Genomic DNA, 24,165 nt, shown 5'->3' on the forward strand with positions numbered 1-24,165 from the left:
AACCTCCAACACCCGAAGATGAATAAATAGTAATAATTATTATAAATTTTGTTTTAAAGGTTAACAAAAGCATCCATCCTTCGGGTTGGGTGCTTTTTTGTGTGAAATACGATCAAAGAAGAACAGTTGTTTTTCGTCCGGAAGTTCGGGCGATCCTTGAACAGCTACCTTCGCCGGACGATTGCCATCCGGTCATTTCAGCCCGGCGCTACACACCGGGTTATTCACATTCGCCGCTTTCAGCGCCAATATCCCGAAGGGATGAAATAGGATTAACCTCGGGTGAAAAAAAGATGAAATCCCCCCGAATCTTTTTATTGGTTGCTTTGAAACGCTCCGGCAGGGATTGAAGCGACACCCTGTTGCAGGCAAGCGTGAAGTTTTTGTTAACGGATGGAGGCGGATGAAAGGAGCCCCCGTACCGTTTACAAAAACCACGCTTTGCCAAAAGAGGTAAAGCGGAAAGCCCGGCTGTCCGGCATTATTATTACGCCCTACTCTACCGTTACCGATTTGGCCAGGTTGCGCGGCTGATCGACGTTGCAACCTTTTAGCAAAGCGATGTGATAGGCCATTAGCTGCAGCGGAATTACCGCCAGCAAGGGCGCCACCGCGGGGTGCGATTTTGGTATTTCGATGATATCGTTTACCATTTCTTTTAAGCCCTTGTCGCCCTCGGTTACAATGGCAATTACGTTTCCTTTGCGGGCTTTTACCTCCTGAATATTGCTAACCACTTTTTCGTAATAATCGTCCTGAGGCGCCACCACCACAACCGGCAAATTACTATCGACCAGCGCAATTGGGCCGTGTTTCATTTCGCCGGCGGCATAACCTTCGGCGTGAATGTACGAGATCTCTTTTAGCTTTAAAGCCCCTTCGAGCGCCACCGGAAACAGGTAGCCGCGACCGAGGTAAAGCGCATTTACGGCCTCGTGGTATTTTTCGGCAATGACCTTTATTTTTTCACCGTCTTCGAGAATGGCACGTCCTTTTTCAGGAATTTCGGCCAGCTCTTTTACCAGCATTTTATAGTCGTCGTTGCTGATGGTTCCCTTGCGTTTAGCCAGTTTCAGGGCGATCATGGTAAGCACTGTTACCTGCGCGGTAAATGCCTTTGTTGAAGCCACACCAATTTCGACACCGGCATGGGTATACACACCGGCTTCGGTTTCGCGCGACAGGGTTGAGCCCACCACATTGCAAATTCCAATCACGGTTGCCCCTTTTGATTTGGCCAGTTCCAAAGCCGCCAGCGTATCGGCAGTTTCGCCACTCTGACTGATGAGAATGACCACGTCATCCGACGACAACACCGGCTTCCGGTAACGAAACTCGGAGGCATATTCCACCTCAACCGAAACCTGGGCATATTCTTCAAACAGGTATTCGGCAATAAGCCCGGCATGCCACGATGTTCCGCAACCAATGATAACAATCCGCTTTGCCGCCTCGATTTTTGGGAAAACATTTAGTAAGCCACCAAGCACAATCTCGGAATAATCGTTTTGCAAACGTCCGCGAAAAGTTTCTTCAATTGTTTTTGGCTGCTCGTGAATTTCCTTGAGCATAAAATAATCGTAATCGCCTTTGTCCATCGCCCCGATTTCCATATCGATATTGCTGATCTTCAGCGAAACCGGGGTGTTCTGAACGTTGCTTAGTGTAAAGCCATCTTTTTGCAGAATGGCAATATCTTCGTCGTTCAGGTAGATCACCTGATTGGTATACTCTGCAATGGGCGAAGCATCGCTAGCAATAAAATATTCGCCGCTACCCAAGCCAACCACCAGCGGGCTGCCTTTTCGGGCCACCACAATTTTCTCAGTTTCCTTTTTGCAAAGCACGGCAATTCCGTATGCTCCAACCACTTTCGACAAAGCCAACTGCACCGCCGCTTCAGAAGTCATTTCATTATCCTGTAAATAAAAATACTCAATCAGATTGGCCAACACCTCTGTATCGGTGTCACTTTCAAAGGTGTAGCCGTGCGTTTCCAAATCACGTTTCAGCTGCGCATAATTTTCAATAATACCGTTATGAACAATTGAAAAATGACCATTCATAGAAACATGCGGATGCGCGTTTTTGTCGCTGGGTTCGCCATGTGTTGCCCAACGTGTATGCCCTATGCCAATGGTTCCGTCGTCGGCTTTTCCGGCCACGAAGGCTTCGAGATCTGATACCTTGCCTTTCTTTTTATAGTTTTCGAGCGAACCGTTTAACAAGGCCACTCCCGCCGAATCATATCCACGGTATTCCAATCTTTTCAGGCCTCCGATCAGTATCGGAAAAGCCTTTTTATCTCCTATATATCCTACTATTCCACACATAATTTCTTTCTACTAGCCATTTATATTTCAGGGACATAATACATTATTACTTACTGACTCACCCTGATTGTGCCTTCGACACAATCGTCCCTCTCTACATATAGAGAGGGAATGAGGGAGAGTTCTTCTTACTAATTTTCAACTGTTTGCTTATTGACCCGTACCTGCATCATTTGCTCGATCACCCGACTACCAAGCCGTTCCTTTTTCTCCATGTGCTCTTTTATTTCCTTTACGGTGTCGTTATCTTCAAATTCGCCGCGCACTTCAGCAAAATCAAGTTCGCGAGCTCCGTCCTGACCGTCAACACCAAAACCGGTCATTTTACTCATCGAAAATTCTTTCCGGGCATCTTCGTACAAAAACCGATCGATTCCTAGCACACTTTCTTTCCATTTCTTTACAATGCTTATCACATCCGATGCTTCAAACTCGGAAATACTTTTCCCATAAAAACTTTCGAGCACGTCTACTGCCCAGGTCCATTCGAAATTGTAGTAATTCTTATGCATAGTTGCCAATGCCGAATTCACTTCTTCAAGTGACTGCACCGTGCCATTTTCTATTGATTGTAGCAATTGATCAAGCGCCTCAAAAGGACAAATCATTCCTGCCAGATCAACCCAATATCCTCTGCCAAATTTCATATCGGGTTGAAGAGTTTTTTGAATATCGGCTGCGGTTTCATACTCATTTCCGTTGAGACGGGTAATTAACGAGTTACCCAGAAACTTCCAGATTGCCATTTCATACAACTGGATTCCACGCTCGAGCGCACGTTTCTCGATCTTCATACGATCGTAAGTATATGCCTCAATGTTATCTCCCGAGGATTTTCGAAGATCCATTAATTTCTGCCGGCCTTTTACCATTTTATCAATAGTGTACGGACTCAGCAGGTTAAAATTAATCAGGTCGAGCAGATTTGAATCCGTACGTTTATCACGCTTTGGCCACTTTTGTGTATCGCGAATGGTTCCGATACTTTTTAGGTTGATGGCAGGAACAAGAATACTTTCGTCTTTACTCTCGATCAGGTACGAGAACGGAAAATCAGTCGTATCACAATGTTTGTAGTGGCGCCCCATTACAAGCGAGAATGCTCCAATACGCGAAGGCCATAGCACATAGGAATCGCTGGTGGTTTTAGCTCCACGCTCCATAATTCCCTGGTGAATAGGCCCCAATTTGTAAAGGTGGTTACTTTGATTCGATCCACTCCCGGCATTCAGGAATGAGAACATTCCGGCAATCAGCAAAGTAGATTTATGATGCGTAACGGTATATGGCCCGGCAAATATGGAACAGGCCTCTCCGTGAAATCCCTGGAAATTGGCAAAAAACAAGGAGTTTTCGGCCGAATAATGTTTATCGAGCACACAGCCCTGACCAATAAAACATTTTGAAACCAGCGTGGCATCGGTGATTTTTGACCCTGAACTAACAATAAAGTTATCCATGATCACTCCTTCGCCAATCGTTACAGGTGCTTCGTAGTTGCTGTTAATACTTCCGTTGTGTAATTTTTTAGCCCCATCGATTATGGTAGCCGGTCCGGTTTTAACATTTAAAATGGTGTTACAATTCAGAATTTTTGAATCGGCTCCGATCACCCCCATTTCGCTACTAACATATTTGTTGTAGTCGGCAACCATATTTTTTAGCGACCTCACCACCTCAGGCCGGTGCCTGTAAAGGGTCATCATGTAGGCAACATGCGTTGAGAGATAATCGTAAATCGGAATTTCGCGACCTCCTCCTTCGTTTATCGCTTCAACAACCACTCCGTTACCAAACGACGTTTCGCCATCAACAGCCAGTGTTGTGATGTTATGAATAATGACGTTCTCTTCAATCCGGTAGTTTGCAATGTAACTTCTTACGTTGTGGATCAGTGCATTTTTTCCCACCTCGCAGTTGTGCAACCAGGCATTGTAAATACCGGTTTTAAAGGTAATGCCTCCGATCAGCTTTACTGTTCCGGTAAAACTGTCGAGTCGGATACTTCCGGAGAACTTGCAATTCTCGATACAGTCAGGAATAAAATCGTGTGATACTTTTATTAAACTCCAATCGGAAGAAGAACACCCCTGATGAACGAGCTGCCCTATTTCCTCATCATATAGCTTTCGGTAATTATCTGCTGTGTTTTGTGTCATTACGGACTATTTTGAAAACCAAAGTTATTGTAAAAACAATATACCAATGCACACAACAACCTAACAACTACACAACACAAACAAACACCAACCTAACACTAAAACACAGAACCACGGTTTTAATGAGCTTTATATACTACCGAAACACTACATCAGAATATGACCAGACAAAATAATACCTAATATTACAATTGTCCCAAATAGTTCACCAAACGGATTTTTTCGTTTATGCCCAGTTTTTTCCGCAATCGTACGCGAGAGATTTCCACGCTTTTTGGGGTAATATTCAGCAGACCGGCAATTTCTTTGCTCGACAAACCCAAACGAATGTAGGAACACAATTTTTTATCATTGACCGAAACCACAGGATGTCGCTTTTGCAGGCGATCGAGAAAGCCCGGATGAATTTTATCCACCTGGTTTTCTACCATCGACCAATCAACCGGTTGAACGGCATTGGCCTCCAATAAATCTTTTAACTGCTGAACAAGCTTAACAGCTTTTTTCGATTTAGATGCCTCATCCGACTGAAGGATGTGAACCGCTTTATTCAACAACTCATTTTTCTGCGACAGCTGCAATAAAAATGAAACCAGTTCGCGGTCTTTCATTTCCAACTCGGTTTGCAGTCGCTGTTTATTCCGGCTATCAAATTCTTTTGTGCGCTCCAATTCAGAAATGTGCCCCATCGCTTGTTTCAGGCGGCTAATATCTATTACGGATGCCCTAATTCCAAGATACTTGCCAATTTTATCGTATACACCACGAACATTCATCATAAACCAACGAAGTTGTTTGGTACGTGTAAGCACACGAAATTCGAGGGTTTGGTTGACCAGTGTCTGATTTAAAGCACCACTTAAAAAGTTACTGTATTTCTCTTTGTCGGCGTCATAAACCAACAAGGCTGCAATTCCGGGCGAAGCAAGAATTTGATTTGCGGTATATCCTGTAAGATCGGAACACGAGGGCGAACAGTATTTTATCTTACCATTAGGCTCGAACCACAACTCCCAGGCAAAAGCAAACTCGGCAATCAGCTGGTAAAACAATCGTTTTTCCCGTTCCTGCTCTTCCTGAAATTTAACATTCTCCAGCTCAAGTTTTAGCTTTGAAAGCTCTTGCTCCAGTTCTTCTGTTCGTTTGTTCTGATCCTGATTCTTTTCGCCGGTCATGCAATAAAAATAAGAAAAATATTGTTGAGTGGATTTTTACAAAGTTCTTCTAATAAAGTGCACAGTTAATATTTCTTTTTATCCTCCTTTTTATTCCATGCGTCAAAAACCTCGCGGGCTTCATCGCGCATCATATTCTCAAACTGAATGTGGCGCCGACTCAGCTCCGTCTCCAGTTCATCGTAAATAAACTGATCATCAAATTGTGCACTTGCCGCATCCTGTTTTGTCGCTCCAAAAACAACTTTATCGGGGCGGGCCCAGTAAATGGCGCCTAAACACATCGGGCAGGGTTCGCACGAAGTATAAATCGTACATCCTTCCAATTGAAAAGTATTTAAAACCTTACACGCTTCCCGTATGGCAACAACTTCGGCATGCGCGGTGGGATCGTTTGACGATGTTACCTGATTGTATCCTTCTGCAATAATTTTATTGTCTTTCACTACCACAGCCCCAAACGGGCCGCCATGATTACCATCCATTCCCTTTTTTGCAAGCGCAATCGCCGCCTGCATAAATTTTTCTTTCTGTTCTCCCATTGTTTCTGAATGTTATACCGAACTCGTAAAATTAAAACAGTTATTGTTAAAATGAAAGCAGATCCAACTATCAAATCAATTCACTGAAGCTGAATCACGTGACATCAACCAAAACAAGGCATCAATTACCATCTTGTTTTGTACATCGTTTTTAAATGTGGATGACAGCTCCTTATTCGTCCCGCTTTCATAATCAATATCGTTGTGCCCCATATTCACATAAAGCATTTTGAAACGCCGGTTGGTCCACAAAACAGGATAATATCCGTCGTTCCATATTTCATGCTTTTTCGGACCTGTTCCAAGAGGAAAACTGGATGAGTCGATTGAAACAAGAATATCAATGTCGGGATTTTCTCTGAGATCATTTTCCCAACTATACCATTCGTTGGGCGAAGCACCAAAGGTTTTCGGCAGATCACTTGTTACAGGATGAGAATTATTCTCCACATTAAGAATTGCTGTCGTTGGGCGCCAGGTATTCCCCTTGTATTGCCCCGATCCTAAAAAGGTTTCATGATACCAGTCCCAGTTTTGAGGATAAGAAGAACCATTCAAAGCAAAAGCACAAAAATGAAATCCTAACCAGGCTCCCCCATTTTCCATATAGTTTTGAAAGGCCCGCCTCCCCGGTAGTGAATCCGGTCTTGTATCAAGAAATATAACAACATCTACGCTTGAAAGATTATCTTTATTCAGCTGATTCCAATCGTTTGTAGATTCGTATTCGAAACATGAATCTTTCGCCAACTCTGCCAACCATTGATCAGCTTCATGCACAAAACTTATATGTGCAGCATCATTCTTCCCGGTATAAAAAGCGACCACTCTGCTTTTAGCCGGAGACTGCGCTAATAGTTGAAATGTAAAACAGAAAATTAGTAGATTCAGTAAGATTATTCTTATCATTTTGAATTTCAATTGAAGAAATGTGAATATTATTCAACCTGTAATCCCGACACCAACACCTTTCGTTTCAACGCAAACCAGCTTAAACCAACAATCCATACTACACCGTTTACAAGAATTAATGCCACAACGATTGCTACTGTAGAAAATGACACATCGGTATTGGTCGACAAAAATGCCGGCAAAGTTGCAACAACAGCTGTAACAAAACCAAACAAAACACCTGATACCAGCAGTAACAAATATTCGCTTCTCAACAATTTAAATACGGAGTTTTTTGTAAATCCAATGGCCTGCATTAAAGCGATTTCCCGCCGACGCTCTAAAATGGTTCGGGCTAAAATAACAGCCAACCCAATGGTTCCGAGAATTAATCCCAAAGCACCAAGCGCAAGAAATATCGATAAATAAGTGTTTGTTACAGAATAAAACTCAACCAATCTTTTGGCTGCACTTTCCATTTCCCATCCATAATCACGGAATACCGATTGCAACTCGTCGCCGATCGCTACTTCATTTTCGGCATCACCATGCACCAAAAATATATTCGAGCCTGAACTGCTTGGGTAGTTTTTCAGAAAATGTTTATTCGAGATTATTACATAACCCTGAAAAACGGATGGTTTTGTTCCGGCGATCAGTTTCAACTCAAGAGTGTCGCCCAGTTCATTCTGATACAATAAAACATCACCCACTTTCATGCCGAGTCCCCACTGAATAACCGTTTGATCGGCGATGGCAGGAATGGTTCCGTCATCAAAATCAGTTTCCAGACTTTGCCACGGGTCAGTATCCAGACCTTTCATTTTTGCTGCGAAATCAAAACGCCCGGCCAAATTTTCAGCATCAACACCCAGAATTGCGGGCTGCGCAATACGATTCAGGTTCAGGCAACTTGCATCGTCGCCATCCACTTTGCGGAACTGCACCACATTAAAATCCTGGTATATTCCTTCTTCGGCCCTCTTTTCCTCGTTGTTAATATCGAAAAGAACCGGCATGGTAGTTTCAGCAAAATAGATAAAGCCACCGGTGCCACTTGTTTTTTTGTTCGCGCCGGCTATCAAATCCATTTTGTATGAACCGGTTGAAATAACGATAAATGTTCCCAACGCAAAAAGCGTAACAATGGTGACCGACCGACTGATATTTCTGGTAAGATTTATAGCAGACAACTGACTGAACTGAAATTCGCGGGATTTTTTAGCTTCCCGATTTTGCAATAACTTTCTGAAAAGCAATAACAATCCAAGCAACATTAATCCGCCCGACAGAAAAAATAGGGAAGCAGCGGCTTGTTTGGCAAACAATTGCATAACAAAAACTGCAACAGAAAGTGCTAATGCTCCCCACAACACACCATTCAGCAGGCGTGTTTTCAGGTGGCTTTCTTTAACCGCTATCTGCTTTTGCAATTCAACAGCTTTTTGTTTTTGAAAGCGACGTAATGAAATGGCAATGGCAGCCAAAGAAACTACCAAACTGATAACTAATCCGATTACCAATGTTGATGGCAACAATTGAATTTCGAGCACATTGGTACGAACAATGTCGAACCATAACGTATTTAATATGCGGAAAACCAGCGTAGTATAAAAATAAGAAATCACCAGCCCAACAACTCCTCCGAACAGAGAAACCACAAAACTTTCAGACAGATAAAAACTTCGGATGTGTTTTTGCTGAAATCCCAAAGCTACAAGTAGCCCGATTTGTGTTGAACGGCTTTCAAGATTCAGACGGAAAAGTAAAGCCGTCAAAATGATGGAAGCGACCAAAATAAAGAAACTTAAACCAATGAACAGTCCGCTAAAATCGGTACCGTTTTGAGCAGCGTGTACCCCCTGTTCTCGGATTGGCTCAACAATCATTCCCAAATCTGCAGGCGAAATAGCTTCGGCAAATTCCTTTTTATAATCATCCTCACTAAATGTTTCGGCGGGAAAGCGCACAGCCGTGTAGTCACCAAACCGATTGGACCACAACCGCAAAGCACTTTCTGTTGAAATAAAAGCCTTTGGTGTGCCTTTGTAGTCGTCCCAGTATTTTTCGTCTTTATCGCGGATGGCATCCAAATTTATTGGTACACCGGCTTCCCATTCGCGGCAATGACCGGCATCGGATAATCCCGGCAAATGCGGTACACGTGTTGGATCTGCGAATGGCGAATCCATTGGAACAATCTCCTTTAAAACAAAGGCTGCTTCCCTATTCACCAACTGGCGCAAAGGGCCAATCTCAAAATATTGCAAACGAATGGTATCTCCTATATTCGCATTAAAATCATCTGCGGCCCAACGGTTCAGAATTATTTCGTTTGGCCCCAACTTTGGCTCGGTCACCGACGACACAAATGAATAGGGAACCGAAGATTGATTGTGGTCGATCGCGTTTACAAAGTAGGTCAGGATCATATCTGCGCCTGGCAAACTTCCAAGCAGATCAGAAATTTTTGGTTCCATAAAAACCCGCTCGGTAGAAATTTCCACCTTTCGTCCATTATCTAATTTCTTCAACGTTAATCCTGCATCGGCGGGTGTTAAACAGCTATTCACTACTTCAGAAACCACTTCTGTTTTCAGCTCTGTAGAAACCAGAATCTGGTTCGCCTTTCCTTCAAATTCCATTAAACGATTGAGACGTTCAATCGATATGAAAATATTGTACGGTGCCGTCTGTGAGTTTTTCAAACTAAAGCGCCCCAACTCCTCTTTACTAACCACTTTTTTTATGGTTGCGCGTAAGGCCACACTTGTTTCTTCAGCCGATACAAACGGAGCGTTCATCGGAATTAAACTGGCTTTCTTTATACGAACCAGGATATTATCGCCGGCTCCTTTTTGCAGGCGTTCTGCCAGGTTTTCGCTTATGGCAATTTCATTATTTTGTAGTTCTGCAAAAAACTGCGTATTTGCGATCTCCTCAAAATCGGTATTAACGCCAACCACCTGAACTTTATTCGCGCGTTCCTGGCCTCCATCAGCCACAGCCATTCCCTCCAATAAAAGTACGGAAGTAGCTTTCAGATCAGGATTTGCAGTTTCCATCTCCGCAGCCATTTCCTGACGAAAATAGCGTTCTTTTACCGCGCCCAAATGCGTTGTTTCGCCCAAACGATAAAAGGTTGCCTGGGTTAGACTGTGCCTTACCGAATCGCCAATCACCAGCGAGCCGGTTAACACCATCGTACTGATAGCCACACCAATTGCCACCAACAAGTTGGCTTTAAAATAGTGAAGAAAAGATTTTATTATGTATTGAAATTTGGTCATACCCCTTTGTCCTTTGGACATTTCCCCTAAAGGGGAAACTATTCTTTTTCCAGTTTTCCGTTTCTTAGTGTGAATTTTGTATCCATTTTTTGGGCTAACTCTGCTGAGTGAGTTACTGTAACCAGCGTTACGCCTTCCTCTTCGCTGAGTTGTATAAGTAGCTCAGAAAGAGCATTGGCATTGGCCTCATCGAGTGCCCCGGTTGGCTCATCGGCAAGAATCAACTCAGGTTTATTGATTAGCGCACGAACCACAGCAGTGCGTTGGCACTCACCTCCCGACATTTCTGATGGTTTCTGATTACGCTGATCTGAAATACCAACCTTTTTAATGAGGTATTCTGCCCAGTCCTTTTGTTCCTTCGTAACTTTTCCTTGTGGTAAAAGCGGAAGCAACACATTTTCCCACAAACTCAGCTGTGGCATTAAATGGTGCAATTGAAATACAAAGCCGAGATTCTTGTTGCGAAAGGCAGCCAGTTGGGTTGAGTTATACCCGGTAATGTTGGTACCGTTAAACATGACTTCACCGGAATCGGGTGTATCCAAAGCTCCCACCAAATTCAGCAAAGTTGTTTTACCTGAACCACTTGGTCCTATTATAGCCACTTTTTGTCCTTTCTCCAATTCAAGATCGAGCTCTTTTAATACCGGACGAAAGCTGTGTGTACCGGCTTCTCCGTAACCTTTTGATATGTTTTTTAGTTGTAATAGCATTATGTTTCGTTTTACCGCTAAGGCGCAAAGACGCTAAGTTTATTTTTTCAGGGTTTCATACAACTCAACGATTTCGGCTGCATGGTTATGTATATTAAAATTCTTTCCAGTTCCTTCGTATCCGGCCAGGCTCAGTTTTTCCAGTTTTTCAGGATCATTTAATAGTTCTGCCCAGCTTTCACTTAATTTTTCAGGTGTATTTGGCGCATAAATCATACCGCCGCCAGAAACATCAACAATCTCCGGAAACGCGCCTAATCCAGGCTGCACTACCGGAACTCCCGATGCCATTGCTTCCAACAAATACATACCAAATGCCTCGCCTATACGAACCGGTACAGAAATCATAGAAACCTTCTTAAAAAATTCGTGACGGGCAGCTCCTTCAAACTCTTCCACCACCTCAAACTGATGCAATAAACCAGCCTCTTTAAGCTTCTGTTTTTGTTCTTTAAAAAACTTTTTATCATCGCCGGTCAAACCTCCTGTAGCAATCAGTTTCACCTCCTCAAAGCCGGCTTTCTTTTTCAATTCGATAAAAGCATCCACCACAATATCGAAACCGTCTTTGTGGCACATTCTCGAAATATAACCAACATTTTTCGGTTTCTCCATAACAGGAATGTATGGATAATCCTCCACATCAACTCCCAGGTAAAATTTGTGCACCTTTTTATCTTCCAAGCGCATGCGTTTTTTCATCTCACCGGCAAAATAAATACTCACGGCTACAAGCGCATCCACATCTTCGGCACGTTCGTGCATTAAATCCCAAATTGGCTGCTGAAACTGCGGTTGCATGGCATCAACCCAAACATCCTCATCCTGAAGCGAACAGACCACCGGAACACCAACCTTTTCTTTCAGCCGTTTGGCTAAACCAAGCAACAAAGCATTCGAAATATGGATAACATCGGGCTTGCAGTGCTCAGCAATCCAATCAACCATTTTTTCCAGCTCTTCCTTTTGCTCACCCTGTTCGCCCAGCAACATCGAAATGGTCATATCTTCCAAACCTTTTGCACGGGTTGAACCTGCCATAGAAGCAGCCATTTTCATCATGGGTTTTGAATTCAGCAGCTTATCGAACCAAGCCGGTGCTTTTCTGAAAATAGGATAAACCTGCTTAAGATAAGTACTTATTGCCCCATAAAAAATCGGGATATCGGAGATGTCGTGTTCATCGGAAAAAAGTGGCAAATACATGGGGATTTTTATCACCTGATGATCCAGTTTTCGTAAGGCATCCACATATTTGCTGTCGCGCAGACAATTACCGCAATAAAAGCTGCCACCTGATCCGGGTATGATTTGAATTATATTCATGCGCTAAATATTTAGAAGCCGGAAGACTGAAAAGGCAATTATTCGCCAAAACAATAAATGTTGCCATCGTAAGCTCCAACAAAGAGCTTTCCGTTGGCAACCGCAGGATTACTAATGATCTGACTTCCTATTTCATAAGTCCAAACAGGCTTTCCATCCGAAAGGTTCACAATGGCCAAATCGCCACGCATATTCGCCACAACTACCTTATTTTTAACAATTAGCGGAGAGGCTTCCACCTGTCGACCGGTGTTGTATTCCCAAAGTTTCTCTCCTGTATTTTTATTGAAACAGTATAAAAACTTGTTGTGATTGGCCGTTAATACTTTATCGCCTAACAAAGCCGGCGATGCAATAAACTGTAGGTTGGTTTTTTCGTCGGACCACACCCAGGTTGTTTTATCATTTTTTATATCCACCTGAAAAAAGCGGCCATCGTAATCGCCCACATAAGCTTTATCGTTTTCAATGGAAACCGATCCGGCCACATAAGTTGCCACATCAATTTTTTTCACCAGCTTACCTGTTGTTACGTCAACCACGTGAAGATAGCCGTCGCAGCCACCAAATATCGCCTTTCCATTGGCACAGGCCGCTGCTCCGTTGATGAAGTTATCCGACTCGTATTTCCATTTCAGCTCACCGGTTTTGGCATCAACACAGTGAAGGTAATAATCGTAACTGCCTACAAAAATATAGGTTGTTCCTCCTTCTGTCCACCAGTTTGCCGAGCCTACGATCTGGTTTTCACATTCGTAATCCCAGAGTTTTTCGCCGTTATCGAGATTTAGCGCGAATAGCATCCCATCCAAATTCCCAACGTATACTGTATTGTCAAGAATAAGAGCAGGCGCTTCAATCGAATTTTCGGTATTGAATTTCCACAACAATTCACCCGAAGTATCAATACAATAAACAAAACCATCGGTAGAACCGATCACCACTTTATTGTTCGCTACTACCGGTGCTGATTTGATATTATCACCGGTTTCGAAAACCCATAAAAGATCCGGAGCATCTGGCAGCATCGTTTTCGAAACTCCAGTAAGATGCTGCTCTCCGCGAAAAATGGGCCACGAATCGGAAGGCTGAGCAACAGCGCCAAAACTCAGTATTATAAAAAAAGTAACTATCCAATACTTCATCATTTCTTTGATTTGCGAATATTGATTAACGAATTTCGATTGTAGATTTACTACTAAAATCGCTACTCAACACTCTTCGTTCTTTTTTGAACCACATAGACACATAAGGACCAATAGCGTTTTGCCTATTGCAATTTGTCAACTGCCGACTCAATCTCAAATCGTTAATCGACATTCTTTATTCATCATTCTTCAACGAAATCGCTCCGGTTGGACAACCGTCAGCAACTTTTCGTGCTGTTTCGGTCAAGCCCAGTTTCAGGTCTTCGTTAAACGGAACGCCAATCTCCACATCAAAACCTCTGCCAATAAAAGTAAAACCAAACTTCTCCTTGTATTTCCCGGTGAGGCGCACACAAATTCCGCATTTAATACATTTTTGTGGTTCGTAAATCACCACATCATGATTGATCTCTTTTGTAATTTTTCGACGCTCGCTGGTTTTAAAGCGTTTCTGATCCACCTGATACTGATCGGAATATTCACGCAGTTTACAATTATCTATAGCGCGACAATCGCAATGCAAACACCGCTTTGCTTCAGCAATCGCTTCTTCCCTTGTAAAACCGGCATTCTTTCCCTGTTCCGGAATCTTCCGTTTACCTTCCACCGATTCTTTCAGGTATTCTGCAAACTCATCGGCAACCATTTTTCCAAAACGCGAATTAAATAAACGTGGCTCACCTTTTATCTCCTGCCCGAACAGGAATTGCATAACCGAAAAAGCCACTTCTTTTCCCTGACCAACCGAGCGAACTGCCAACCTAGATGAACGTAAAACATTGCCGATGGCGAAAACCTTTTGATCAGAAGTTTGATAGGTTGTTTTATCGGCGTTAATTCCTTTTGGATTGGCTTTTAAACCATACTTTTCTGAATCATCAGAAATTACACCCGATGCCAGAACAATAGCATCGAAATCCTTTTTCAGCTGTTCAAACTCAGCGGCTCCAATCGACTGACCTCCACGAAATTCAACACCGGTTTTTATTACCGCATCAATTTCTTTATCCAATACATCCATTGGTAAAACTTCTTCACTCAATTCGGTACGAAGCAGACCGCCGGCTTTTTCATTTTTATCAAAAAGTGTTACGTCGATTCCTTTTAGTTGCATGTAATAGGCAGCCGCCAGTCCGGCCGGACCGGCACCAATTACAGCTACTTTTTTCCCTGTTTTTTCAACTTCCGGAGCTGTTGGTACAATTCCGTTGTCTCCCACAATTCGTTTCAATAAACAAATCGAAATCGGTTCGTCAACTGTTTTCCGATGGCAGGCACCTTCGCAGGGAGCAGGACAAATACGTCCTAAAACTGCGGGCAGAGCAATGTCCTTTTTCACCACAGCAAGCGCCTCATCAAATTTTCCGGCAGCAATCAATCGATTCATTCGCGGAATATCCATGTGTGCCGGACAAGCCACCTGACAAGGACCTTCACAATCGCCAACATGTTCACTTAAAAGCAATTCCAAGGCAGTTTTTCGCGACTCGGCTATCTCCTGATCATCTGTAATCACCTCCATTCCTTCTGTTGCCCTTACCGAACAGGACGGGTAAAGTCTGCCGTTTTTGTGGTCCTTCACCATACAAAGCATGCAAGAAGTAAAGTGCTCCAACTCGTCGTGCCAGCACATATTAGGAATCTCAAATCCCATTTGCTGCGCGGCTTTCATCACCGAAGTCCCTTGTTCAACCTCAACTACTTTGTTATTTATTTTTAGTTTAATCATTTGTTTCTCGATACTGGATACTCGTTTCTTGATACTGGATTATTTCACATCAATGGCATCAACCGGACAAGCCGCCCGGCACGCATCACATTTTATACACAATTCCGTATCAATGGAATGTTTTTCGTGCGGCGTAAAAGGAATCGCATCAACCGGACATTTTTGAACACACTTGGTACATCCGATGCACTCGTCGTTTACCGAATAAGTAATCAATTCAGCACATTTTCCGGTCGGGCACGTTCCATTGATGTGTGCTTCATATTCCTCCCTGAAATGCCTCAATGTACTTAACACCGGATTTGGCGCCGATCTTCCCAATCCGCAAAGGCTTCCTTTTTTTGTCCAATCGGCCAGATGCTCCAACTCTTCAATGTCGCCTTTTTTCCCTTTTCCACTCACAATACCATCAAGAATGTCGAGCATCCGTTTTGTCCCAATGCGGCAGAATGTACATTTTCCACACGATTCTTCCTGGGTGAATGAAAGAAAATAACGTGCAATATCCACCATACAATCGGTGTCATCAAGAACAACAAGACCACCAGATCCCATCATGGCTCCCATTTCTCCCAACGATTCAAAATCAATTGGCGTATCAGAATGTTCAGCCGGAATACAACCACCCGACGGGCCACCAATCTGCACCGCTTTAAACTTACGTCCATTGGCAATTCCACCACCAATTTCTTCAATAACCTGCTTTATAGTGGTTCCCATTGGCACTTCAATTAGTCCGCCACGGGCCACCTTCCCGGCAAGGGCAAAAACCTTTGTTCCGGTACTTTTGCCTAATCCGATTTTTGAAAATCCTTCTGCTCCCTCACGTAGGATATATGAAATCTGGGCCAGTGTTTCGGTGTTGTTCACCAGGGTTGGTTTTCCCCACAAACCGCTCTCTGCCGGAAACGGCGGACGCATTCTCGGAAAGCCCCTATTTCCCTCGATAGAAGCGATAAGTGCACTTTCCTCGCCACAAACAAAAGCGCCGGCACCTTCGTAAATCTGCAAATCGAGATCAAAACCACTTCCCAGTATATTTTCTCCCAGGTAGTTTTTAGCCTTACAAATTGTTAAGGCCTCCCGAATTCGTTTCACCGCCAGCGGATATTCGGCACGGATATAAAAATACCCCTTATGAATGCCCGTTGCATAGGCCGCAATGATCATCCCCTCAATTACGCGATATGGATACGACTCTAGCAACATACGATCCATAAATGCTCCGGGATCGCCCTCATCGCCGTTACAAATAATATATTTTTCAGGATTCTCCTGTTTAGCTACCAGCTCCCATTTTATACCAGTTGGGAATCCGGCTCCACCACGGCCTCTTACTCCACTGTCTTTCACTTCGCGGATCACTTCTTTCGGAGCCATCTTATTCAATACCTTTTCCAGGGCTGAAAAACCACCACGACTCAGGTATTCATTAATATCCAGCGGATTGATAATTCCACGGTATTCGGTAGCAATTGGCACCTGTTTCCCTAAAAATGAAGCTACCGGTTTCTCGCGCATACTAATTTCGTAGCGCTCAATTCCATCCCAGTTACGATCGGTTTGAATCTCTTCAACCGTGTGTATCAATTTATTTTTCAAACGGGCAAACAAGCCAGGCGCCTGAAAATGACTTTCTACGATATTTTTTACGTCTTCGGGTTTTACTTTGGCGTAAAGTGTAGGCTCTCCTTCATTTGGAACCACCTCCACCAAAGGCACCTGGTGGCACATTCCCACACAGCCCACATGTTTTAGATTAACACGCAGCCCACTTTCGTTTACTACGTGCTCCACTTCCTCTTGGATCTCCTTACTTCCACTGGCCACACAACATGATCCAAGCCCAATCCGAATCTCACCCTGAATTTCGGAACCATCAGTTTTTCGGGCTTTCTTGGAGTTTTTAGTTCCTTTCAGACTTTCAAAATCTGCTATTAGCTGACCAACCTGATCGGATGCCACGTGACCATAGGTAGTTTCATCAATCTGAACTACCGGTGCCAGCGTACAACAGCCCAAACAAGCTACTTGCTCCAATGTATATTTTCCTGATTCCTCGGTATCCTGCCCGTCTGTCAGCTTCAGTTCACGACGAAAAGCATCGTAAACCTGCCCTGCACCTTTTACGTGACATGCCGTTCCCACGCACACTTTTATCATGTGCTCGCCAACGGGTTGCAAACGAAACTGTGAGTAAAAACTGGCCACGCCAATAATTTCAGCCAGGCTGATCTCGGTTTTTTCAGCCACCATTCTCAAAATTTCCTCAGGCAAATAGTTGTACTCCTTCTGGATAGCCTGCAGAATCGGAATCAGGCTCTTTTTTGTTACACCTTTTTCCTGAATGAGCTGATCGATGTATTTATTGTCTTCTGTCATTTATTCCTCCTCAAATGTCCTACTTCCCAATGCAAAACAAGTCGTTCTCTCCTCTTATATAAATTCGTCCATCGGCGAAAGCCGGTGTAGGGCCAGACATTTCACCCAATTCGTTTTCGCCAACTTTTTTCAATTCCCTTGAAAATTCGTAGATACGCATTACTCCGTCGTTGTCCATAAGGTAGACCTTTCCATCGGCAAAAACAGGCGATGAGTAGACCGGCGAACCAAAATCATCCTCCCAAAGCAATTCTCCCTCTTTAAGGTCGTAGCAAACAAAAACGCCATAACTGGTCGCGACAAATACCAATCCGTCGTGCGCCAAAATACTCGATGCTTCAGGCAGATAAAAATCGTCTTCCCAAAGTACCTCCTGCGTGCGAATATCAATCGCCACCATTCGTGCATATTCGTTGGCAGCCACCACAATTCCATCGGCATAACCAACCGATGGACCAACTTCGCCCATCATACATTCAACCGACCAAAGTTCTTCTCCGGTCTCAACGTCGTACCCGGCCACAATCGGATCGGCAGTTAACAGCAACTGATATTTACCATCAACTTCAGCCAATACCGGACTTGCCCATGAAATCTTCGAATTACGCTGTGTTTCCCACACTGTTTCTCCTGATTTATTATCCAGAGCCATCACTTTTCCTCCCCGGTTGGTATCGTATTGAACGAGAAGCTTTCCGTTCCAGCTAATCAACGATGATGAATGTCCATAGTGGTTATCCGGCACACCAAGATTCCGTGCCCACAAACGTTTGCCGTTCATATCGAAGGCAATTACATCGCCGGTAGCAAAAATCGCAAAAACGGCTTTCCCGTCAGTAGTTAAAGTTGGGGCAGCAAGACCGGTATCATCAGTAACACGCGGAGGTGTAGTCGGTGAACCTGAGATATTATCAGCAACTCCGGTCCAAAGCAATTTTCCATCGTTTCGATTGTAACAATATACTTCGCGGGTGGTGTTATCAGCACCTGCAACAAACAATTTGTCACCCCATATAATTGGCGAGTTGAATCCGTGTTTTGGTACCTCAACCTTCCATACCACATTTGTTCCGCCAGCGCCGTCCCATTCGGTTGGAATATTTTTATGCATAATCACTCCCTGTGCCAAAGGCCCGCGGAAAGAGTTATGATTTTTCTGAAGTTCAGCAAGCGTCATTCCTGATGACGCAGCTGCCGGTTTGGTTTCCGTGACAGGTGTTTCTGGAGAAGCATCTTCAGATTGCACCTCTGTTACATTTTCTGAAGCAGTAGTTTCGTTTACAGCTACCTCTTCCGAAACTTCGTTGATAGCAGTTTGTTCCGGAGCTACATTTATTACCTCAACTGCCTCATCTGCTGTAGTTTCGTTTTCAGCTACCAAAGCATTTGCATCGTATGATTTTAGCTGGTTCACCGAAAGATACGAAGCCAGAAGTGCCAAAACCATAACTGCCGCGCCAACAATTACAATTCCCTTTTGAGCAATTATACGGCTGGCAATTTCATTTTCCAATACTTTCTCAGGCTCTTCAATTTTACTTTTTGCAGCGTAATAAACCCGCAGTACAAATGCCAGTACAATGGCACCAAACAGCAACATGTAGGCACCAGTTTCAACCTGCCACTGGCTGTTAAAATAGGCCTTACGGGCCAGTAAATCGAAATTGCGAATCTCCTCTTTCAACTCCTCATTGTTTCGATCGTCTTTTAACCGTTGAACCAAAGCTTCCAAAGCCTTACTTTCAATGGGATCGGTTTTTGTGATCTGCCAAAAATTCAATAAAAGCAGCAGTGCAACAGCCGCACAAAAAATACCTGTAATTAAAGCAATGTTATGCGAGAGTTTTAGTTTATCCTGATTGTTCATTATTTTGGTTCTTCTTTTTTATTCAACATTATTTTTCCACAGGGCAATAATCTACACACCTTGCGCAACTGAAACAATTTCCTTTGTGCGGTTCATAATCCTGTCGTTTACGGAACACTACTGTATTCAACAAAGTCATCCCGATTACCAATCCCATAAATCCTCCGGCAATCATACTTCCGATGTAAAATTTCTCACGAATTGCAGTGGCTTCACTTACCAGCTGCTCCATCGGTTTTCCGGAGGCAAGGAAAGTCTGTACATCAATATTATCAGGATCGTTTCGCAACTCAGGATGTGCAATCAGCAATTCTGCCAGGTATACATCCTGATTTGCCTTCGAGAGGAAAGTATGCGATTTTGCGCCCACGAATACCCCAAGCGCAATCCACAACGGAATTACTAAAGCGTAGGTTATAAAGCGTTTTGGTCCCAGACCTGATTTTACCACTTCTTTCTCATTGGTTGGGAAATCAATAGCATCAAACGGGCACGAGTGTGTGCATAATTTACACTGAATACATTTTGATGGTGTGATAGTTAGATGCCGGCTTGAAAAACGCGACATCCAGCTGAGCAGCACGCCATAAGGACATAAAAAACGGCAATACGGACGGGCAACAAACATTCCCATTAAGAGGAAAGCAATACCCAAAACGATCATCAGGAATTTTGCATCCATACGAAAAATACCCACGAAGGGATCGTAGCGGCAAATGATAAAATCGGTTCCGGTAGCCGCAAAAAGCACTGCCAGCGACAGGTACAAATACGGAATCAACCCGAGTGTTTTATTTAACCACTTTGGCAAACTTATTGGTTTAACCACCACTAAATCCTGAATGGCACCCAACGGACAGGCACCGGCACAGAATGTTCGCCCGAAAAAGAGCGTAACAACAAGCGGAATAACAAAAAACAATAAGGCCGTTAACGAAATGGCATACGCCGGATCGAAAAAGGTGAGCGTAACATTTTGTATGGCTCCGATGCTGCAAATACAGCCGTTCCGGTAAAATCCGAAATAAACAAGCGTGAAGACCGAAAGCCACAAAATACCTTGTCGCGAGCGGCTTTTTAAGGCAAAATAAGTTGCTGCCGCTAAAACAAGCAGCAGAACCAGCACATCGAAATATTCCATTGCCAGTGCCCGTGGTTCGGGTGTTACCGGCGTTGGTTGCGTATAACCTGTATCGAATTCAGGTTTTGGGAACCTTTGTTTCTGGGCCGACAAATTAAAAGTGAAAAGGAAAAAGGCAAAAGTAAAAAGTAAGTACTTTAACTTATGTCTGATGTCCGGAATTCGAAGTCCGAAGCAATTTTGGTTTTTATTTTGGTTAAGTTGATTTCTCATTTTAAATATCAGGCTTCAGAATTGTTTGTAAAATCGCCTTTTACGTTGTAGGCTTCACTGGCTTTTACCCGGCTAATGGCGTCGGACGGGCAAACCCTGGCGATGGAACATTCGTTGCAATTCACACAAATGTGGTGCATGATCTGCAGGTGCATCGAACCGTTTCCGAAAGAAGTACACCCGGCCACACATTTTGCACAACCAATGCACAAATCCTCATTAATATGATATTCGAAATAGGGTTCCTCGATAAAACGACGTTCGATGGCTGCCGTAGGGCACAACTGGTTTTCGGCAGCTGTACTTTGCGCGTTTGCATCGGGTTTGAGGTAACCGCCGCAAAGGTCGCAGTAACCACACAAATCAAAAGCGTGCAGACATTTTACGGCTGAAGGATTTAATACACACTCGGTTGCACATCGGCCGCACTGCGTACATTTAAACGGATCGATCTGCCACACATAATCATCGCCACTTACCTTACGAAGTGCCGAAACACTTACCGCGCCCAACGATAATAACAAGGAGGCGCGCACCCCGTTACGAATAAATTTCCGGCGGCTTTGTGATTTGCTGTTATTTTCCATCTTTTACCTCCTTCGCCTGTGGCAAATCGCATTTCTGAAATTTGCCACAATTATCACAAGTTGGGGAAACCGAACAAGCAGCAGACACTTTTTTATTCACGAACAAATAACCTGCAGAAGCAGTAATTCCTCCGAGAAGTAAAAGTCGGCCTGTTGTTCTTATAAATTCTTTTCGTTTCATCTCCTTAAAATTGTCTATTCTGAAATTTTTGGTTCAAATACACGCAATACATTTCTGTCGAAATCAAGCGCATAAATATTTCCTTCGTCGTCGACAGCCACATCGGGTGCCTGTCCTTCAATTTTTTCATCGAATTTTGCCGGTGGTGCTACAACTCCGCTGAATTCTCCGGACGCTTTGTAGATCTTCACACGAACCAAACCTTTTTCGCTGGTAACAAAACTGCCATCGGGCAAAAAGCAAAAATGAGCAGGATTGCAACATCCGCTAAAATTTTCGGTTTGATTTCCTGAAGCTTTCCAAAACTCGCGCAAACGACCTTCTTTAGTGTAATTTTCCATGGTATGCATACCCGGATTGGCCACCCATAAATCGCCATAGGCATTTATATCAACGTCGAAATACGGGCTGGGAATTATAAAACCGTGTGCTAAATCGTCATCGGTTTTTCCTTCAAACTCATTCACAATTTCTCCCTGGTGATTAAAACGCAGAACGCGTCGGTTGCCGGCATCGGCAACCATAATATCCTCGCCATCAACTGCCACAGCAGTTAAATAGGTATCTTCTCCTTCAATTTCCCATTTGTGAATGGTAGTGCCCGTTTCATCAACTATCCACACAAATTTCTCGAAAACCACATAAATGGTATCACCAACCACATCCAATCCGTGAGGTTCGTCAAGAAAACCAACCTCGCCCAATAGCGTCCCTGAAAAATCAACGATCTTCAGTTCCTGATCGCCAACTGCATATATTTTATTATTGGCAACTTCCAGCGCTTCAGCCAAAACAAAGCCCAGGTTAAAATTCCGGGTTTCTTTGTACTTCACCAACTCCTCCGGAACGTTTCGAAACTCATCAACACTGAACTCAAATTTATTGGCCTCCATGTTATCCGGGCGCTTCGAGTACCAGTCAACCACCATTATGCCAACGATTACTACCGCCAGTACAATCAGAAATAGTACAATTCCTTTATTCTTCATGACTATATATTTGCATTAATGCTTTTCTATCCGTTCACATTCAAATCGATACAGATCATTGTTTTTGCATCGCGCAGCAACAAATAACCATCGGCCAGTGCAAAAGGAGCCCAGGCATCGTGCCCGTCTTCAATTACTTTAACCTGTTCCAACTGAATGTATTTTTCGGTGCTTGGGCGTGCAATAGTCAGGGTTCCGTCGTCGCTCAGAATAAACATTTTATTGTCGGCAATAAAATACGGACCAAGTCCAAAACGGGTTTCCTTACCACTTGTCCACACTGCATTCCTGGTATCATTTGGACTCACACAAATCAGCTGATTTCGGTTGGCTCCTCCATCTTTCGGAACGATACCAAACAAATAGCCATTCCACAAAATCGGTGTTTGCTGCTCGCATGCCAGTCCATCTTTTGGTGCATATTCGTAAAGCGGCTCAGCAGAGAAAGCGCCATTACTTTCCGTTAGTTGAACCATCATACTTCCGGCACCATAACCCGCGGTCATAAATATCTTTCCGTCGGGCATACAAACCGGCGAAGGTGCGACAACCGAGTGGTTCCACTTCGATGTTTCCCACAAGATCTGCCCGGCATCAGGACCGTCGGCAGCCACTCCAAGCAAACCTCCGATGGCACTGTACACATACATTTTTCGTCCGCCAAAAGTAAAAGGTACAACTGATGAGTGCGACATTTTCCAGCCCTCCGGATTTAGCGTTTCCCATAATTTCTCGCCGGTTTCACAATCAATAGCCACCATCATTTTACTTCCTCCGGTGGCAATAATTGCAACGCCATTGTCGATTATCGGACACTGCCCGGTATACCAGAAAGGAATTTCATTCTGATACTCTTTCACTACGTCGAGTCCCCAGCGGAAATCTCCGGTTTCACGGTCGAGACACATAACATGGCACTTTGGCCCGATGGTTACAATGTAGTCTTCAGTAACTGCCGGAATTGTTCGCGACATGCCGTGATTTCGTTTTATGGCCACATCGTAACCGCGTCGCCACAGCTCTTCTCCAGTAACCACCGAAAAACAGCGCAAAATATCGGCACGCTCTTCTTCGTCGTAATCAAGCACATACGCCAAACCTTTGTAGATTGCAGCGCCTGAGTGTCCTTCTCCTAATGTTTTCGACCAAAGAATTTTTGGCCCTTCAGCCCCAAAACTTTCCACCAGTTTTACCGGCGACTTTGAGATATTATCATAATCGGCACCCCGAAAATTGGTCCATGTTTCTTCCAGCACCTCGTAATCAGAGGCCAGTTGTTCGAAATGCTCACCAATAGTTACATCTTGCGGAGGCACTCCTTTCCCCCTGTTATCGGCACCTTCAAGATTAACGGTAAAATCTTTTGTAGGATCGGCATTTAACCACCAAAAAATAGAAATAAATCCAATGGTACCGATCGAGATCAGAATGATATTTATGGTTCTTTTAGTCATCAATTCAGGTAAAAAACAGAAAGATAATAGTTTTGCTGCAAA

The 24,165-nt window shown here is 43.8% G+C and carries 17 protein-coding genes; all 17 read right to left on the bottom strand.

Going from position 1 to position 24,165, the window contains the following annotated elements; genetic code table 11:
- Positions 1-494: 494 nt before the first annotated feature.
- Positions 495-2,333, bottom strand: a complete 1,839-nt coding sequence (gene glmS / locus G4420_RS17715) for a glutamine--fructose-6-phosphate transaminase (isomerizing) (protein ID WP_163325281.1) — start codon at positions 2,331-2,333, stop codon at positions 495-497.
- Between the two features lie 131 nt (positions 2,334-2,464).
- Positions 2,465-4,492, bottom strand: coding sequence for a DUF4954 family protein (locus tag G4420_RS17720; RefSeq protein WP_163325282.1), 2,028 nt, complete (start codon positions 4,490-4,492; stop codon positions 2,465-2,467).
- 185 nt (positions 4,493-4,677) lie between these two features.
- A complete protein-coding gene (locus tag G4420_RS17725) occupies positions 4,678-5,667 on the bottom strand; it encodes a PAS domain S-box protein (protein WP_163325283.1) in 990 nt (329 codons plus the stop codon).
- Between the two features lie 65 nt (positions 5,668-5,732).
- A complete protein-coding gene (locus G4420_RS17730; protein WP_163325284.1) occupies positions 5,733-6,209 on the bottom strand; it encodes a nucleoside deaminase in 477 nt (158 codons plus the stop codon).
- Positions 6,210-6,284: 75 nt separating this feature from the next.
- A complete protein-coding gene (locus G4420_RS17735; protein WP_163325285.1) occupies positions 6,285-7,118 on the bottom strand; it encodes a ThuA domain-containing protein in 834 nt (277 codons plus the stop codon).
- A 29-nt stretch (positions 7,119-7,147) separates the two neighbouring features.
- The gene (locus G4420_RS17740; protein WP_163325286.1) at positions 7,148-10,390 is read right to left on the bottom strand and encodes an ABC transporter permease; all 3,243 of its coding nucleotides are present in this window, start codon (positions 10,388-10,390) and stop codon (positions 7,148-7,150) included.
- A gap of 38 nt (positions 10,391-10,428) precedes the next feature.
- The gene (locus tag G4420_RS17745) at positions 10,429-11,106 is read right to left on the bottom strand and encodes an ABC transporter ATP-binding protein (protein ID WP_163325287.1); all 678 of its coding nucleotides are present in this window, start codon (positions 11,104-11,106) and stop codon (positions 10,429-10,431) included.
- A 39-nt stretch (positions 11,107-11,145) separates the two neighbouring features.
- Complete coding sequence (locus tag G4420_RS17750) at positions 11,146-12,432, bottom strand: glycosyltransferase family 4 protein (RefSeq protein ID WP_163325288.1); 1,287 nt, start codon at positions 12,430-12,432, stop codon at positions 11,146-11,148.
- 38 nt (positions 12,433-12,470) lie between these two features.
- Positions 12,471-13,577: an outer membrane protein assembly factor BamB family protein gene (locus G4420_RS17755; protein ID WP_163325289.1), complete on the bottom strand. Its 1,107-nt coding sequence runs from the start codon at positions 13,575-13,577 to the stop codon at positions 12,471-12,473.
- 178 nt (positions 13,578-13,755) lie between these two features.
- A complete protein-coding gene (locus G4420_RS17760) occupies positions 13,756-15,309 on the bottom strand; it encodes an FAD-dependent oxidoreductase (RefSeq protein WP_163325290.1) in 1,554 nt (517 codons plus the stop codon).
- Between the two features lie 39 nt (positions 15,310-15,348).
- Positions 15,349-17,691 carry an NAD(P)H-dependent oxidoreductase subunit E gene (locus tag G4420_RS17765; protein WP_163325291.1) on the bottom strand — a complete coding sequence of 781 codons (2,343 nt, stop codon included), beginning with the start codon at positions 17,689-17,691 and terminating at the stop codon, positions 15,349-15,351.
- 19 nt (positions 17,692-17,710) lie between these two features.
- On the bottom strand, positions 17,711-19,558 hold the full coding sequence (locus G4420_RS17770; RefSeq protein ID WP_163325292.1) for a PQQ-binding-like beta-propeller repeat protein: 1,848 nt from the start codon (positions 19,556-19,558) through the stop codon (positions 17,711-17,713).
- A 28-nt stretch (positions 19,559-19,586) separates the two neighbouring features.
- Positions 19,587-20,912 carry a 4Fe-4S binding protein gene (locus G4420_RS17775; protein WP_163325293.1) on the bottom strand — a complete coding sequence of 442 codons (1,326 nt, stop codon included), beginning with the start codon at positions 20,910-20,912 and terminating at the stop codon, positions 19,587-19,589.
- Between the two features lie 8 nt (positions 20,913-20,920).
- Entirely contained in the window at positions 20,921-21,499 is a 579-nt protein-coding gene (locus tag G4420_RS17780; RefSeq protein WP_163325294.1) for a 4Fe-4S dicluster domain-containing protein, read from the bottom strand.
- Entirely contained in the window at positions 21,489-21,680 is a 192-nt protein-coding gene (locus tag G4420_RS17785) for a hypothetical protein (RefSeq protein WP_163325295.1), read from the bottom strand. Before G4420_RS17785 ends, G4420_RS17780 begins: the two co-directional genes overlap by 11 nt.
- A gap of 14 nt (positions 21,681-21,694) precedes the next feature.
- Positions 21,695-22,669 carry an NHL repeat-containing protein gene (locus G4420_RS17790; protein ID WP_163325296.1) on the bottom strand — a complete coding sequence of 325 codons (975 nt, stop codon included), beginning with the start codon at positions 22,667-22,669 and terminating at the stop codon, positions 21,695-21,697.
- Between the two features lie 26 nt (positions 22,670-22,695).
- A complete protein-coding gene (locus G4420_RS17795; RefSeq protein WP_163325297.1) occupies positions 22,696-24,123 on the bottom strand; it encodes an outer membrane protein assembly factor BamB family protein in 1,428 nt (475 codons plus the stop codon).
- Positions 24,124-24,165: the final 42 nt, after the last annotated feature.

It is taken from the genome of Draconibacterium mangrovi (genome assembly GCF_010586825.1).
Lineage (GTDB): Bacteria > Bacteroidota > Bacteroidia > Bacteroidales > Prolixibacteraceae > Draconibacterium > Draconibacterium mangrovi.